This window comes from Kitasatospora sp. NBC_01560 (genome assembly GCF_045208415.1).
Taxonomy (GTDB): domain Bacteria; phylum Actinomycetota; class Actinomycetes; order Streptomycetales; family Streptomycetaceae; genus Kitasatospora.
On record NZ_CP109364.1, the window covers coordinates 4,536,626 to 4,551,139 of the forward strand.

Genomic DNA, 14,514 nt, shown 5'->3' on the forward strand with positions numbered 1-14,514 from the left:
GGATCGGCGGCAGGGCGGTGTGCGGCCGCCCGATCCGCGAGGTCAGGGGGACCAGGCGTGTGTACGGCGTTCGTCAGCATCGAACCCTCCTCGGCGGTGCCCGTCCTGCTGCTCTCCGTCCGGGACGAGTACGCCGGCCGGCGGTGGTCCCCGCCGGACCACCACTGGCCCGCGCAGCAGTCCGTCCTCGGCGGGCTCGACCTCGCGGCGGGCGGGACGTGGCTCGCGGTGGAGCCGGGCGGCCCCGGAAGGGCGCCGGCGGCGGCCTGCCTGCTCAACGGCTTCGGCACCATGGCGCCGGCCGGGGCCCGGCTCTCGCGCGGCGAACTCCCGCTGACCGCCGTCCGGGACGGCGGCATCGCGCACCTCGACCTGGAACGCTACGACCCGTTCCACCTCGTCCTCGCCGGGCCGGCCGGCGCCCGGGTACTGAGCTGGGGCGGCAGCCGGGCGGCGGAGCACGAACTCCCCTCCGGCCTGAGCATCGTGCTCAACGACGGGCTGGAGGGGATGGCGGCGGACCGCACCACCTCGGAGCTGGTCCGCTCGCTGATGGCCGCCCGGGCCGCGCACTTCCGGGCCCGCTTCGAGGGTGCCGCCCGCCCGGCGCCGCTGGGCGGGACGGGCAGGACGGGCAGGACGGCCGAGGCGTGGGGTGCCTGGCTGCCGATCGTCTCCGGCGACGGCCTGGCCCTGGACGACCCGGCCGCCCTGATCCAGCGGCGCGAGTTCGGGGACGGACGGATCTGGGGCTCGTCCTCGGTCTCCCTGCTCGCCTTCGGCCCTGCCGGAGTCCGGTACGACTTCGGCCCGGCGCCGGTGGCCGGCCAGTCCGGTCCGGCCGGTCCGGCCGGTCCGCCTGCCGACGGATGGCGGCGCGTCGTCTAGACGCCGACAGTAAGGGCCGGTACTCGGCTCGGACCGGGCGCCGGGGGCTCGGCGCCCGGCGGGATCCTCAGTGCTCCTCGCGGGCCTTCAGCCAGCGCTTCGCCACCGCCGCACTCATCGTGTAGAAGAATTCGACCTTCGGGCCCGGCTCGTCGGTGAGCGCCTCCACCCACGTCATCGGCCAGTTCCGGCGGCCGTAGTGCCGGTGCACGGCGCGCGTGAAGGCGGCCAAATTGCCCTGCAGGTTCTTCTTCTCCATGCCCAGGTGGCTGGCCAGCGCCGTGTAGCCGACCTTGGTGTCGGGCTGCTCGGCCAGCACGTCCAGCACGCGGGCGACCACCTGCACGGAGCCCAGCGGCTCGATCATCAGCCGGCGGAAGTCCTCGACCGTCCACTCGACGACCGGGAGCTTTCCGTCCTCCCCGAGGGTCGCCTCCCCGGTCGGAGCCGGGGAGACGACGGGAGAAGCGGCCCCGACCGCCGCGAGCTCCGTCAGAAAGGCATAGACCTTGGTGACCTGCTCGGCCGGCACCGGCACCATCACGAACTGTGGCTGGGCGTCCTGCGACATGAGTTCCTCCCCTGATCGGCCCGCCGGACCTGCCGTCCGGCGACAGGACCGATCCTGACACGCCGACAGCTCCAGTGTCTAGCCGCTACTACTGGCTACTTTCGGAAGCAGTCTCCACTACTGCCTGGCACCGCCCGCGAGCGCCGGAAGGCAGACGCCGGACGGCGGCCTCCAGCCGTGGCCTCCGAGGACGGAAACGGGTCGCCGCCGGAGGCCGGCCCCCCGTACCGTCGCGCGTATGAAGCTGCTCTCCGCCAACGTCGGCAGGCCCCGCCCCAACCCGTGGAAGGGCGTCGGGACGACCGGGATCGACAAGCGGCCGGTCACCGGACCGGTCGCCGTCGCCGCGCCCGGCCCCAAGGGCACCGGGGAGGTCGGCCTCGCCGGCGACCGCGTCCACGACGTGAAGCACCACGGCGGCCCGGACCAGGCCGTCTACGCCTACGCCCGCGAGGACCTGGACACCTGGGCGGCCGAGCTGGACCGGCCCCTCGCCGACGGCGTGTTCGGCGAGAACCTCACGACCCTCGGCCTGGACGTCAACGGCGCGCTGATCGGCGAGCGCTGGCGGATCGGTCCGGACGTCGTCCTGGAGGTGTCCTGCCCGCGCATCCCGTGCGGGACGTTCCAGGGGTGGTTGCAGCAGGACGGCTGGATCAAGCGGTTCACCCGGGCCGCGCTGCCCGGCGCCTACCTGCGCGTGATCGAGCCGGGCCGGATCCGGGCCGGCGACCCGGTCGCGATCGTGCACCGGCCCGGCCACGACGTGACGGTCGCGCTCGCCTTCCGTGCGCTGACCCTCGAACCGGACCTCCTGCCGCGGCTGCTGGTCGCCGACGCGCTGCCGCCGGAGGGCCTCGCACTGGCCCGCAAGCGCACGGAACGCACGTAACGCACCGGGCGCACCGGGCGCACCGGGCGCACCGGGTCGTCACGCCCCCGGCGCCGCCGCCTCACTCCTCCGCGGCGGGCAACCGCCAGTCGAACGGCATCAGGTCGCCCGACCAGTCAGGCCGCTCCGCCGCGAACGCCCCGGCCGCCCCGGCCGCCCCGGCCGCCTCGGGGGCGCGCAGCAGGCACCGGTGGCGCAGCAGGTCGCGCCGCTCCGCCGGGGTCAGCAGGCGCTCGTCCGGGCCGAGATTCTGCGGGTGGTCCGGGTGGAGGTCCGGCCTGCCGTCGACGGCGCCCGTCCCGGCCACGTTGAGACGGTCGCCCGCCGCGGTCCGGTAGTCCAGGCGCAGATCGGTGCGCCACTGCGAGTTGCCGCCCCAGCCGTGCGAGAGGTCGACCGTCGGCCGGTGGCGGCGCCGGAAGGTCCAGTACAGCGGCGAACGGTCGGCGACGCCGCGCCGGGCCCGCGCCCTGCCGGCCCGCACCCGGACGCCGGCCCGGACGAACAGCAGCTCGCCCAGCATCAGGCCGGGCCAGAGCACGTCGGTGACCTCGATCGGGGCGTCCGGGTCGGCCGCCTGCTCGACCTCGACGATCTCGTGCAGGAACGGGTCGAAGGCGCCGCCCCCGAACGCGTCCATGCCCAGCGCGGCGAACAGGCCGACGTACTGCTGCTCCGGGATCCCGGGCAGCGGCGGCCCGGGGGCCTCCGGCCCGTCCGCGGGCGGCTGGAAGGCCAGCAGCAGCAGATCGGCGACCCGGCTCAGGGCGTAGAGCTCCTCAAGCAGGGCCCTGCCGTCCTCCTCCCGCCACCAGGGCCGGTACCCGGCCGCGCGGGCCAGCCGGGAGCGGTGGCCGGCCGCGGCCCGGTCGAGCCAGGGCACCACCACGTCCCGGTACGCCGTCCCGCCCTCGTGGCGGAGCAGCGCCTCGTAGAGCTCGCGGGCGCCCGTCCGTTCGGTCATGGGCGCAGCCTACGGAACGCGGCCGCCGACCGGCCGGGCCGGTTCGCCGGGGCGTTCGAGGGGCAGGTCGTGCCCGGCGCCGGGGACGCCGACGGCCACCGTCTCCGGACACCTCGGGAACCGGCCGGGGCTGCCTCCGCCGCCTCGTGAACTCCCTCACCGAGGCGCCGATTTCACCACCCCGCCGGGCCGCACCGGTCCGGCGCAGGGGAGCGGGGACGGGCCGTCCGCGGGAGAGCGGCGATAATCGCGGTACGGACGAAGCCCGGGCGGCCCGACGCCCCGTACGGAACGGTCCCACCGCCCATGACGACCTCCCGGCCCGCCTCCCCGCGCACTTCCCCGCCGACTTCCCCGCCGACGTCCCCGCCCGCCTCCCGGGCCACTCCGCGGCCGGCCGGCCGGACCACCGGCCGCGCCGCCCCGGCCGGCTCCTGGACGACCTTCGGCGGCGACCTCCACCTCGACCTCACCGGCCGGCGGGCCGCCGGGACGGGCCTGCGGGCGGCCCTGGAGGACGCGCTGCGGGAGGCGGTGCAGGACGGACGGCTGGCCCCCGGCACCCGGCTGCCGTCCTCCCGGGCCCTCGGCGAGGACCTCGGCATCGCCCGGAACACCGTGGTCGAGGCCTACGGGCAGCTCACCGCCGAGGGCTGGCTCACCTCCCGGCAGGGCTCGGGCACCACGGTGGCCGAGCGGACGGCGCCGCACCCCGGCCGGCGGTCCGCCGCCCCGCCGGGCGGCCGGCGGCACGGCCGGCTGGACCTGATGCCCGGCCGCCCGGACGTCTCGTTGTTCCCGCGCAGCGCCTGGTTGTCCGCCGCACGCCGGGCACTCGCCACCGCGCCGCACGAGGCGTTCGACTACGGCAGCCCGCTGGGCCGGATCGAGCTGCGGGAGGCGCTGACCGCCTACCTGGCCCGGGTCCGCGGTGTCCGGACCGACCCCGAACACCTGCTGGTCTGCGCCGGGTTCACCCAGGGGCTCGCCCTGCTCGGCACCGCACTGCGCGAGCGGGGCGGCCGGGCCCTGGCCGTCGAGGGGTACGGGCTGCCGCCGCAGCGCGACACCGTCCGGGCCACCGGGCTGGCCACCCTCGCGCTGCCGGTGGACTGCTCCGGTGCCCGAACGGACCGGCTGGACGCCCGGTCAGCGGCCGTCCTGCTCACCCCGGCCCACCAGTACCCGACCGGCGCGGCGCTGGCCGCCGAGCGCCGGGCCGCCGCCGTCGGCTGGGCGCGCGAGCACGACGGGTACGTGATCGAGGACGACTACGACGGCGAGTTCCGCTACGACCGGCAGCCGCTGGGCGCGATGCAGGCGCTCGACCCCGAGCGGGTGGTGTACGCGGGCACCGCCGCGAAGAGCCTCGCCCCCGGCCTGCGGCTGGCCTGGTTGGCGCTGCCGGACGCCCTGGTCGAGCCGGTCGCCCGGCTGAAGCAGCTGGCGGACGGCATGTCGCCCGTCCTCGACCAGCTCACCCTCGCCGAGATGATCACCTCCGGCACCTACGACCGGCACGTCCGCCGCTGCCGGCTGCACTACCGGCGCCGCCGCGACCGGCTGGTCGCGGAACTCGCCGCCCGGGCCCCGCACGTCGAGGTGACGGGCATCGCCGCCGGCCTGCACGCCGTCCTGCAACTGCCGCCCGGCGCGGCGTCGGAGGCCGAGCTGGTGGCCCGCGCCGACGCCGTCGGGCTGGTCGTCAGCGGCCTCGGCTGGCACCTCGCGGACCCGGGTCTCGCCCCGGACGCCCCGCCGGCCCTGGTGGTCGGCTACGGCACCCCGCCCGACCGCACCTTCCCGGCCGCCCTGGAGGCGCTCGGCGAGCTCCTGCGGCGGGCCTAGGCCGGGGGCCGGGGGCCGGAGGGGGCGGACCGGGTCGAACGGGCCGGCGGCTACTTGTTGCGGTTGCCCAGCTCGAAGAGCAGCAGGAGGAAGCCGGCGAAGGCGTGCGTCGCGACGGTGTAGATCACCAGTCGGATGCCGACCCGGCGGTTGGCCCACTTGCCGGCGTCGATGGTCTTCGGGGCGTCCTTGGGGCTCACCGCGGGGGCGGCCGCCGTGCCGGCCCCGACGGCCGTGGCAGTGGCGGTGGCGGTGGCGGTGGCAGTGGCAGTGGTGGTGGCAGTGGCAGTGGTGGTGGTGGGATCAGCCATGGGAGATCTCCTCCGGGAGTTCTGACGTGGGTCAGTGGGGTGCAGCGGGCCCGCCACCGAGGCAGAGTTCGCCTCCGGGGCTCTGCAGCAGGGTGTGGACGAAGAGCAGCTCGACGCCGTCCGCCGAGTCGGCGGCGATGCAGTGCGGGGTGAGCGAGTCGAAGTGCGCGGAGTCGCCCTCCGCGAGGAGGTGGGTCCGGTCGCCGAGGGTCAGCCGCAGCCGGCCCTGGAGGACGTAGAGCCACTCCTCCCCGGGGTGCACCCGGACCACCGTGTCCTGCACGCCCGGGGGGACGTGCACGCGCAGCGCCTGCATCGCGCGGCCGGGCGCACCGGCCCGGCGGTAGCCCCAGCCGCCCGCGCGGCCCGGTTCGATCACGCCGCCGCGCACCACCGGGTCCGGCTCGACCATGGCCTCGCCGAGGAGGCCCGAGACGGAGGTGCCGTACGCACGGGCGAGGCCGAGCAGGACGGGCAGCGAGGGCTGCCGGCGGCCGGTCTCCAGCCGGGACAGATAGGCTGGGGAGAGGCCGACCCGCGCGGCGGCGACCTCCAGGGTGAGGCGGCTGCCGAGCCGGTGTTCGCGCAGCCGGGTGGCGAGACCGGCGACCTCGTGGTCGTCGAGCTGTTCGCCGGATGCGGCGCCGGCGGGGCCGGACGGGCTGGTGCTCATGTGCCCAGTGGACACCCTGCGTGCCGCACGGGCAAGAAATTTGCCTCAGAGGCAAACGCCGTCGGACACCTGCGGCGCGGGCGGCTACGGCGCGGGGCAGCTCCGGTGCCGGGCGGCTACGGCCGGGGGATGTTCCGCAGGTTGCTCCGGGCCAGGTCGATCATGCGCCCGACCCCGCCGGAGAGCACCGTCCGCCCGGCCGCCAGCGCGAAGCCCTTCACCTGGGCGGCGGTGATGTGCGGCGGAACGGCGAGCGCGTTGGGGTCGGTGACCACGTCCACCAGCGCGGGCCCTGGGCGCTCCAGCGCCTCCGCCAGCACCTCGCGCACCCGCTCCGGATCGGTGACCCGCTTGGCCGGGATTCCCATCGCCCGGGCGATCCCGGCGTAGTCGACGTCCCCGTTGTCGATCTCCGACTCCGGGTAGCCGGAGACGAGCATCTCCAGCTTGATCATGCCGAGCGCGCCGTTGTTGAACACCACCGTCTTCACCGGCAGCCGGTGCTTCGCCACCGTGAGCAGTTCGCCGAGCAGCATCGACAGCCCGCCGTCGCCGGCCATCGCGACCACCTGCCGGCCGGGGCAGGCCAGCTGGGCGCCGATCGCGTGCGGCAGCGCGTTGGCCATCGAGCCGTGCAGGAAGGAGCCGATCACCCGGCGGCGGCCGTTCGGCTGGAGGTAGCGGGCGGCCCAGACGTTGTTCATCCCGGTGTCCACGGTGAACACGGCGTCGTCCGCGGCCACCTCGTCCAGCACCGAGGCGACGTACTCGGGGTGGATCGGCAGGTGCTTGCCGATGTCCTTGGTGTAGGCGCCGACCACGCCCTCCAGCGCGCGGTAGTGCTTGCCCAGCATGTCGTCCAGGAAGGCCCGGTCGGCCTTCGGCTCCAGCAGCGGGAGGACGGCGCGCAGGGTGGCGGAGACATCGCCGTGGACGGCGAGTTCGAGCGGCGTGCGGCGGCCGAGCCGGGTGGCGTCGTGGTCCACCTGGATCGTCCGGGCCTGCGGCAGGAAGGAGTCGTAGGGGAAGTCCGTGCCGAGCAGCAGCACCAGGTCGGCCGAGTGCAGCGCCTCGTGGCAGGCACCGTAGCCGAGCAGGCCGCTCATCCCCACGTCGTACGGGTTGTCGTACTGGATCCACTCCTTGCCGCGCAGGGAGTGTCCGACCGGCGCGTGCAGGGCCTGCGCGACCTCCCTGACCTCCGCGTGCGCCCCGCGCACCCCCGCGCCGCAGAACAGGGCCACCCGGCGGGCCTCGTTCAGGGCCCGGGCCAGGGCCTGCACCTGGGACCACGGCGGGGCCGCGACGGCCTGCTCGGTGAGGAAGCCGCTGTTGCCGGTCGGCCCGGCGGCGGGCAGCGCGGCGACGTCCCCCGGGAAGGCGAGGACGGAGACGCCGTGGGCGCCCAGGGCGTGCTGGATCGCGATCCGCAGCAGGCGCGGCAGCTGGGCGGGGGACGAGAGCATCTCGCACCAGCTGCTGCAGTCGGTGAACACCCGCTCGGGGTGGGTCTCCTGGAAGAACCCGGTGCCGATCTGCCCGGACGGGATGTGCGAGGCCAGCGCGAGCACCGGCAGACCGCTGCGCTGGGCGTCGTAGAGGCCCTGGATCAGGTGCGTGTTGCCGGGGCCGCAGGAGCCGGCGCAGACCGCGAGGCGGCCGCTGAGCTCGGCCTCGGCGGCAGCCGCGAAGGCGCCGGCCTCCTCGTTGCGGACGTGCACCCAGCTGATCCCCTCGGCCCGGCGGATCGCGTCCACCACCGGGTTCAGGCTGTCGCCGACCACCCCGTACACCCGCTCCACCCCGGCCTGCCGGAGCACCTCCACCATCTGCTCGGCCACGCTCACCACGGGGGCTCTCCTTCACCGGCCGCCGGCCGCCGGCGGCCACGGGTCACCCGCAGCCTCCGCCGTCCGGGCCCGGCCCGCAGCCGGGCCGGGCCCGAACGGGTGAGCGGCGGCCGGGCCCGCGCCCCGCCGCCGCTCGACCGGCCCGCCGGGCCGGCTACTCCGCCGCGAGGTGCTCCGGACCGGTGCCGACCTTGCCCCCGGCGACGCCCGCCTGGGGCTGGCGGCGGGCGGGTTCGCGGCCGGGGGGCTGGCTGCACCGCTCCTGGGCGGGCGGGACGGTCGTCGGCAGGGTGACCGGGGTACCGGCCTTCACCTGGACCGCCTCGCCGTCGTGCCGCAGGTGGATCACCTCGCCGCGGCGCAGCGTGTACGTCGTGCCCCCGTGGGTGATCTGCACGCCGAGCAGCTGGCCGCGGACCATCAGCGAGAAGCCGAGCTTCATCAGCCCGGCCGGCAGCCGGGGCCGGAAGGAGAGCGTCTCGCTGTGGTCGCGGAGCCCGCCGAAGCCGGCCACCAGGGCGATGCAGGCGCCGGCGAGCGAGGCCATGTGCAGGCCGTCGCGGGTGTTGCCGCCGAGGTCGTGCAGGTCCATCAGGGCGGCTTCGGCGGTGTAGTCGTACGCGAGGTCCAGCTGTCCGACCTCGGCGGCGATCACCGCCTGGGTGCAGGCGGAGAGCGAGGAGTCGCGGACGGTCAGCCGCTCGTAGTAGGCGAAGTTCCGGGCCTTCTGCTCGTCGGTGAAGGCGTCCCCGCGGACCTGCATGGCGAGCACCAGGTCGGCCTGCTTGACCACCTGCTTCCGATACAGGTCGAAGTACGGGTAGTGGAGCAGCAGCGGGTAGTTCTCCGCCGGGGTGTGCTCGAAGTCCCAGACCTGGTGGTCGGTGAAGCCGTCGGCCTGCGGATGGACGCCGAGGTTCTCGTCGTACGGGACGAACATCGCCGCGGCGGCGTCCCGCCAGGCGGCCATCTCCTCGGTGTCGACGCCGATCGCGTCGGCCTCGCGCGGGTGCCGGGTGGCGGCCTCGGCGGCGGCGCGCAGGTTGCTCTGCGCCATCAGGTTGGTGAAGACGTTGTTGTCGGCGACGGCGCTGTACTCGTCCGGCCCGGTGACGCCCTCGATGCGGAACTTGCCGGCGGCGTCGTGGTGGCCGAGCGAACGCCACATCCGGGCGGTCTCGACCAGCAGCGCCAGGCCGTACTCGCGCTCGAACTCGACGTCCCCGGTGGCCCGGACGTAGCGGGCGACGGCGGCGGCGATGTCGGCGCCGATGTGGAACGCCGCGGTGCCGGCCGGCCAGTAGCCGGAGCACTCCTCGCCGCGGATCGTCCGCCAGGGGAACACCGCCCCGGCGAGGCCCAGCTGGGCCGCCCGTTCACGGGCCATCGGCAGCGTGGTGTAGCGCCAGCGCAGCGCCTGGTTGACGGCGGCCGGCAGGCAGTAGGTGAGCACCGGCAGGACGAAGGTCTCGGTGTCCCAGAAGCTGTGGCCGTCGTAGCCCGGGCCGGTCAGCCCCTTGGCGGGGATGGCCCGCTCCTCGCTCCGGGCGCCCGCCTGGAGCACGTGGAAGACGGCGAACCGGACGGCCTGCTGGAGTTCGACGTCACCCTCGATCTCGACGTCGCTGGTCTCCCAGAACTCCTTGAGGAACTCCGCCTGTTCGGCCACCAGGCCGTCCCAGCCGGTGTACCGGGCGGCGGTCAGCGCGGCCTCCACCTGGTCCCGGACGGCGGGCAGCGAGCGGGTCGCCGACCAGCCGTAGGACATGAACTTCACCAGCCGCAGCCGCTCGCCCGGCCGGAGCAGGGTGGTGACGCTGATCCGGCAGTGGTCGGCCTCCGACTCGGCGACGGTGTCCAGCCGGTCCGGTCCCTCGATGACGTGGTCCATCCCGGCGGCGACCCGGATGCCGCTGTACCGGGTGCGGTGCACCAGCACGGCCTTGCTGCCGCCGGCGTGGTTGACCTCGGCGATCAGCGGCGCCTCCAGCACCGCGGCCGCCCGCGGATCGCCGTCGGGGCCGCCGGGCAGCTGCTCGTTGGCGACCAGCTCCGACTGCAGGACGATCCGGACCGGCGCGTCCACCGCCTCCACGGTGTACTCCACGGCGGCGATGGCCCGCTGGGTGAGCGAGACCAGCCGGGTCGAGTGCACCTTGATGGTCCGCCCGGCCGGGGAGGTCCACTCCGCCTCGCGCCGCAGCAGCCCGTCCCGGAAGTCCAGCCACCGGCGGTGGCCGAGCAGTTCGCCGTACCGGAGATCGAAGGGCTCGTCGTCCACCAGCAGCCGGATGATCTTGCCGTTGGTCACGTTGATGACGCTCTGGCTGGACTCCGGGTAGCCGTAGCCGCCCTCGCCGTAGGGCAGCGGGCGCAGCTCGAAGACGCCGTTCAGGTAGGTGCCGGGCAGGCCGTGCGGCTCGCCCTCGTCGAGGTTGGCGCGCAGCCCGATGTGGCCGTTGGAGAGCGCGAAGACGGACTCGGCACGGGCCATCGACTCCAGGTCCAGGCCGTGCTCGACGATCTGCCAGGGGTCGACGTTGAAGTTGTCCAGGCCGGTCATGCCGCGCCCCCTTCGAGCAGCTCGGCGAGGTCGGTGACGACCACGGTGGCGCCGTCGCGGCGCAGTTCGGCGGCCTGCCCGGTGCGGTCCACGCCGACCACCGCGCCGAAGCCGCCGGCCCGGCCGGAGGCGACCCCGGCGAGGGCGTCCTCGAACACGGCGGCGTGCGCGGGCTCGACGCCCAGGGCGCGGGCGGCGGCCAGGTAGGTGTCGGGCGCGGGCTTGCCCGGGAGGCTCTCCCGCTTGGCCACCACCCCGTCGACGATCACGTCGAACAGCTCCTCGATCCCGGCGGCGCGCAGCACGTCCCGGCAGTTGGCGCTCGACGAGACCACCGCGCTGGGCAGCCCGAGCGCGCGCAGCCGGTGCACGTACGCGACCGAGCCCTCGTACGGCTGGACGCCCTGCTCGCGGATCATCCGCAGCACGGTGTCGTTCTTGGCCAGGCTGATCCCGTGCACGGTGCGGGCGCCGGGCGGGTCGGCGTCGCCGCCCTCGGACAGCTCGATGTCGCGGCTGCGCAGGAACGCCCGGGTGCCGTCGAGTCTCGGGCGGCCGTCGACGAAGGTGTCGTAGTCGGTGACGGCGTCGAAGGGGACGAACGGCCCACCGGTGCGGGCCGCTTCGGCGCGCAGGAAGGCGTCGAAGGTGTCCTTCCAGGCCGCGGCGTGCACCTTGGCGGTCTGGGTGAGCACCCCGTCGAGGTCGAAGAGGAAAGCGCGGATGTCGTCCGAAAGCCCCAGCATGGGTGAAGTCTTACCCCCAAAACCGGGGAAGCCGCCCATTCCCGGCGGCGCGTCGCGGGAACGGGCGGCTCGCCGCCGGGGGGCCGGTGGCCTCCGCCGCGGGCCGTCAGGGCGAGTCGGGCGAGGCGATCACCGCGAAGACGGCGCCCTGCGGGTCCTGGACGACCGCCATCCGGCCGGACTGCATGTCGAACGGCGGCTGGACCACCGAGCCGCCGGCCCGGACGAGGGCGTCCACCGTGGAGTCGGTGTCGTCGACCGAGAAGTACGTCATCCAGTGCGCGGGCGTCCCGGCCGCCAGGTACTCGGGGACGGGCTGCATGCCGCCCACCGTGCGGTCGCCCACGTTGAGCGAGAAGTAGCCGTCCATGCCCTGGATGGTCGCCGGGCGCAGGCCGACGGCCCGGTGGTAGAACGACCCGGCCGCGTCGGTGTCGCCGGTGTTGAGCTCGTTCCAGACCAGCGCGCCGGGCTCGTTGACGATGCCGGCGCCGATGAAGTCGACCTTCTGCCAGACGCCGAACACCGCCCCGGTCGGGTCCGCGGCGACCAGCATCCGGCCGACCGTGCCGACGTCCATCGCCGGGTAGAGGATCGCGCCGCCGGCGTCGGCGATGGCGCTGCCGGTGGCCTCCACGTCGTCCGAGGCGAGGTAGGTCGTCCAGGACACCGGCGGCTCGGGCTGGCCCTCGGGGGCCGTTCGGGCCATGATCCCGGCGACCGGCCGGCCGTTCAGCAGACACATGGCGTAGCCGCCGAACTCGGGCGGGCCGATCTCGCCCTGCCAGCCGAAGAGGTCGCGGTAGAAGTCGAGTGCGGCCTGCTGGTCGCTCGTCATCAGGTCGACCCAGCACGGCGTGCCGGGCTTGTACGGAGCGGTGACTTCGGGCATTCCTGGGCCTCCATGAGCGATGGTCCTCCGCCCCGGCCGGGCGGGCCCGGGCGGCCCGGGCGGGCGGGCCCGCGGGCTCGCGGGCGCCGGCGGGCGGGCAGCCGAACGGCGGTACACGGCCCACCATCGCCGGGCCACCGCGTTCCCGCCACCGGACGGCGCCCTGCTGGGCGACGGCCGGGGCACCGGCGCGGCGGCGGTCACGGGGCGTGCCGCGGCGGCTTCACGAAGTACGGCTGCTGCTTGCCGCTCCGGGCGCGCTCCTTCAACCGGACCGGCGGTTCGGCCCGGGTGCCGGCCACGGCACCGCGCCCGGGCGCGGCACACCCGGGCGCCGGTACGGCTACCGTGCGTTACCCGCCGCTGCCGTAGCTGGTGTTGGCGCAGATGTCGTCGTCCGCCGAGCGGGCGTCGTTGGTGACGCTGGTGGGCAGCGGGGCGGGTGCCGCGGCGGCCGCCGGGGCGCCCGCCGCGGTCGACGGGGCCGCGCCGCCGTTGGCGGCCACGAAGTCCTTGCCGACGATCACGATGACGCCCGCCGAGGATCCCGCCTCGACCTTCGCCCCCGGGAACAGTGCGGCCACCTTCTCGGCGTTCGCCTTCTGGCCGGAGCCGTACTCGACCATGGTGGTCGCGTACTTGGTGCCGGCCGCCGTACCGGCCTTGGTCGCGGTGAACTTGGCCGCCTTGAGCAGCTCGCTCGCCCTGCCGTCCGCCCCGGTGCTCGTGGTGCCGTTGTAGACGGACACCTTGACGGCGGAGTTGCCCGCGTCCGCCGGTGCGGCCGGGGGCGAGGTCGGGTCGGCCGGCGCGGGGGTGGCGGCGGGGGAGCCCGGCGCGGCCGTCTGCTCGCCGGTGGCGTTCTGGCCGTCGATGGTCCGGTCGGCCTTGATGGTGTCCCAGAGCTTCTTGGCGTCGCTCTCGACGATGTCGAGGTCCATGTCCTGGGTGCGGTAGCGCCAGGGAACGGTCACGAACTTGAGGTCGTGCATGTCGATGTTCTTCAGCGAGAGGCCGAAGGAGAGCAGTTTGTCGGCGCTCCCGAGGCCGGGGTCGACGACCATCGACTTGGTGGCGGCGTCGGCCAGCGGCAGCAGCGTGGTCGGATTGAGGCCCTGGCCCTTGATGTTGGAGGCGAGCGAACCGAGGAAGGCCTGCTGACGCTTCATCCGGCCGATGTCGGAGCCGTCGCCCAGGCCGTGGCGCAGCCGGACGTAGTCCAGCGCCTTCTGCCCCTCGACCTTCTGCTTGCCCTGCGGCAGGACGAGGTTGCCCCGCTTGGTGAGCTTGGGGTTGATGTCGTTGTCGTAGATCGGCTTCGGCAGGCAGATGTCCACGCCGTTGACGGCCTTGGTCATCGCGGAGAAGCCCTGGAAGTCCACCACGATGGTGTGGTCGACCCGGATGCCGGTGAGCTTCTCGACGGTGTTCTGGGTGCAGGCCGGGTTGCCGTCGTCACTGCCGCCGGTCGAGAACGCGGCGTTGAAGAGGTCGCTGGTGGCGCCCTTGGTCCACTTGCCGTTCGGCAGCTTGCAGGGCGGGATGGTCACCTTGGCGTTGCGCGGGATGGAGATCCCGACGGCGTGCTTGTGGTCCGCGTAGACGTGCAGCAGGATCGTGGTGTCCGAGCGGGCACCGCCGTCCTCGCCGCCGCCGAGGTCGGAGTTGTCCTTGCCGCGGCTGTCCGAGCCGATCAGCAGGACGTTGACCGGCTTGTTGCCGTCCGCGTCCGCCTGGGCCTCCGGCGGGCGGTCGGTGGCGATGGCGTCGGCGTCGAAGGACTTGATGTTGCCGTTGAGCTTGAGGTAGATCGCGCCGCCCGCGCCGGCTATCAGCACCAGCACGCCGGCCGCCGACCAGGCGACGATCTTCTTCACGTTCTTCTTGGGCTTGCGGCTGTTGCGGGCCGCGGCCCGCCCGCCGGCCGCGGAGGCCTCGGCCGCCGGCCCGGCGCCCCGGCCCGGTCCACCCCGGCCGGGTGCCCCTCGGCCCGGTGCTCCGTTGCCCGGTGCGCCCGTGCCCGGTGCCCCTCTGCCCTGGGTGTTCTTCCCCGGCGCGCCCTTGCCCTGGGCCGCGCGGCGTGCCTCGGCCCGGCCGCCCGCGCGCGGCTGCGGCACCCCGGCGTCACTGCCCCCGGTCGTGAGCCCACCGGGCGCGTCGTCGCCACGAGCCGGGCCCTCGCCCCACTGACCTGACATCCGTGTACCTTTCACCGGCGGACGCGGCACCCGTACACCCGGGCGCACTGCACACAGAGAGACGGCCGAAACCGCCGCCGGGTTGCACGTACGACCGTCGCAATGACCGACGAACGCC

Annotated in this window: 12 protein-coding genes; 3 read left to right on the forward strand and 9 right to left on the reverse strand. The window is 74.8% G+C overall.

Features of this window, described 5'->3' with window-relative positions:
- Positions 1-57 precede the first annotated feature (57 nt).
- Positions 58-888, forward strand: coding sequence for an NRDE family protein (locus OH807_RS19805; protein WP_406200577.1), 831 nt, complete (start codon positions 58-60; stop codon positions 886-888).
- A gap of 67 nt (positions 889-955) precedes the next feature.
- Here the strand turns inward: OH807_RS19805 and OH807_RS19810 are convergent, their stop codons facing one another.
- Complete coding sequence (locus tag OH807_RS19810; RefSeq protein WP_406200579.1) at positions 956-1,459, reverse strand: hypothetical protein; 504 nt, start codon at positions 1,457-1,459, stop codon at positions 956-958.
- Between the two features lie 238 nt (positions 1,460-1,697).
- Here OH807_RS19810 and OH807_RS19815 point away from each other — a divergent pair, with 238 nt between their 5' ends.
- On the forward strand, positions 1,698-2,351 hold the full coding sequence (locus tag OH807_RS19815; RefSeq protein ID WP_406200581.1) for an MOSC domain-containing protein: 654 nt from the start codon (positions 1,698-1,700) through the stop codon (positions 2,349-2,351).
- A 61-nt stretch (positions 2,352-2,412) separates the two neighbouring features.
- On the opposite strand, the gene OH807_RS19820 is transcribed toward OH807_RS19815, so the two are convergent.
- Positions 2,413-3,315, reverse strand: a complete 903-nt coding sequence (locus tag OH807_RS19820) for a hypothetical protein (RefSeq protein ID WP_406200583.1) — start codon at positions 3,313-3,315, stop codon at positions 2,413-2,415.
- Positions 3,316-3,621: 306 nt separating this feature from the next.
- Between OH807_RS19820 and OH807_RS19825 the strand changes: the two genes are divergently transcribed.
- The gene (locus OH807_RS19825; RefSeq protein ID WP_406200585.1) at positions 3,622-5,163 is read left to right on the forward strand and encodes a PLP-dependent aminotransferase family protein; all 1,542 of its coding nucleotides are present in this window, start codon (positions 3,622-3,624) and stop codon (positions 5,161-5,163) included.
- 50 nt (positions 5,164-5,213) lie between these two features.
- On the opposite strand, the gene OH807_RS19830 is transcribed toward OH807_RS19825, so the two are convergent.
- The 7 genes from OH807_RS19830 to OH807_RS19860 form a co-directional block, all read right to left on the reverse strand.
- On the reverse strand, positions 5,214-5,474 hold the full coding sequence (locus tag OH807_RS19830) for a DUF6126 family protein (RefSeq protein ID WP_406200587.1): 261 nt from the start codon (positions 5,472-5,474) through the stop codon (positions 5,214-5,216).
- A 31-nt stretch (positions 5,475-5,505) separates the two neighbouring features.
- On the reverse strand, positions 5,506-6,147 hold the full coding sequence (locus OH807_RS19835) for a helix-turn-helix domain-containing protein (RefSeq protein ID WP_406200589.1): 642 nt from the start codon (positions 6,145-6,147) through the stop codon (positions 5,506-5,508).
- A 116-nt stretch (positions 6,148-6,263) separates the two neighbouring features.
- Positions 6,264-7,976, reverse strand: coding sequence for a pyruvate dehydrogenase (locus tag OH807_RS19840; protein ID WP_406211087.1), 1,713 nt, complete (start codon positions 7,974-7,976; stop codon positions 6,264-6,266).
- A gap of 175 nt (positions 7,977-8,151) precedes the next feature.
- The gene (locus OH807_RS19845; RefSeq protein WP_406200592.1) at positions 8,152-10,560 is read right to left on the reverse strand and encodes a glycoside hydrolase family 65 protein; all 2,409 of its coding nucleotides are present in this window, start codon (positions 10,558-10,560) and stop codon (positions 8,152-8,154) included.
- Positions 10,557-11,306, reverse strand: coding sequence for an HAD family hydrolase (locus OH807_RS19850; RefSeq protein WP_406200594.1), 750 nt, complete (start codon positions 11,304-11,306; stop codon positions 10,557-10,559). Before OH807_RS19850 ends, OH807_RS19845 begins: the two co-directional genes overlap by 4 nt.
- A gap of 106 nt (positions 11,307-11,412) precedes the next feature.
- Complete coding sequence (locus tag OH807_RS19855) at positions 11,413-12,198, reverse strand: VOC family protein (protein WP_406200596.1); 786 nt, start codon at positions 12,196-12,198, stop codon at positions 11,413-11,415.
- A 353-nt stretch (positions 12,199-12,551) separates the two neighbouring features.
- Positions 12,552-14,396: an LCP family protein gene (locus tag OH807_RS19860; protein ID WP_406200598.1), complete on the reverse strand. Its 1,845-nt coding sequence runs from the start codon at positions 14,394-14,396 to the stop codon at positions 12,552-12,554.
- Between the last annotated feature and the right edge of the window lie 118 nt (positions 14,397-14,514).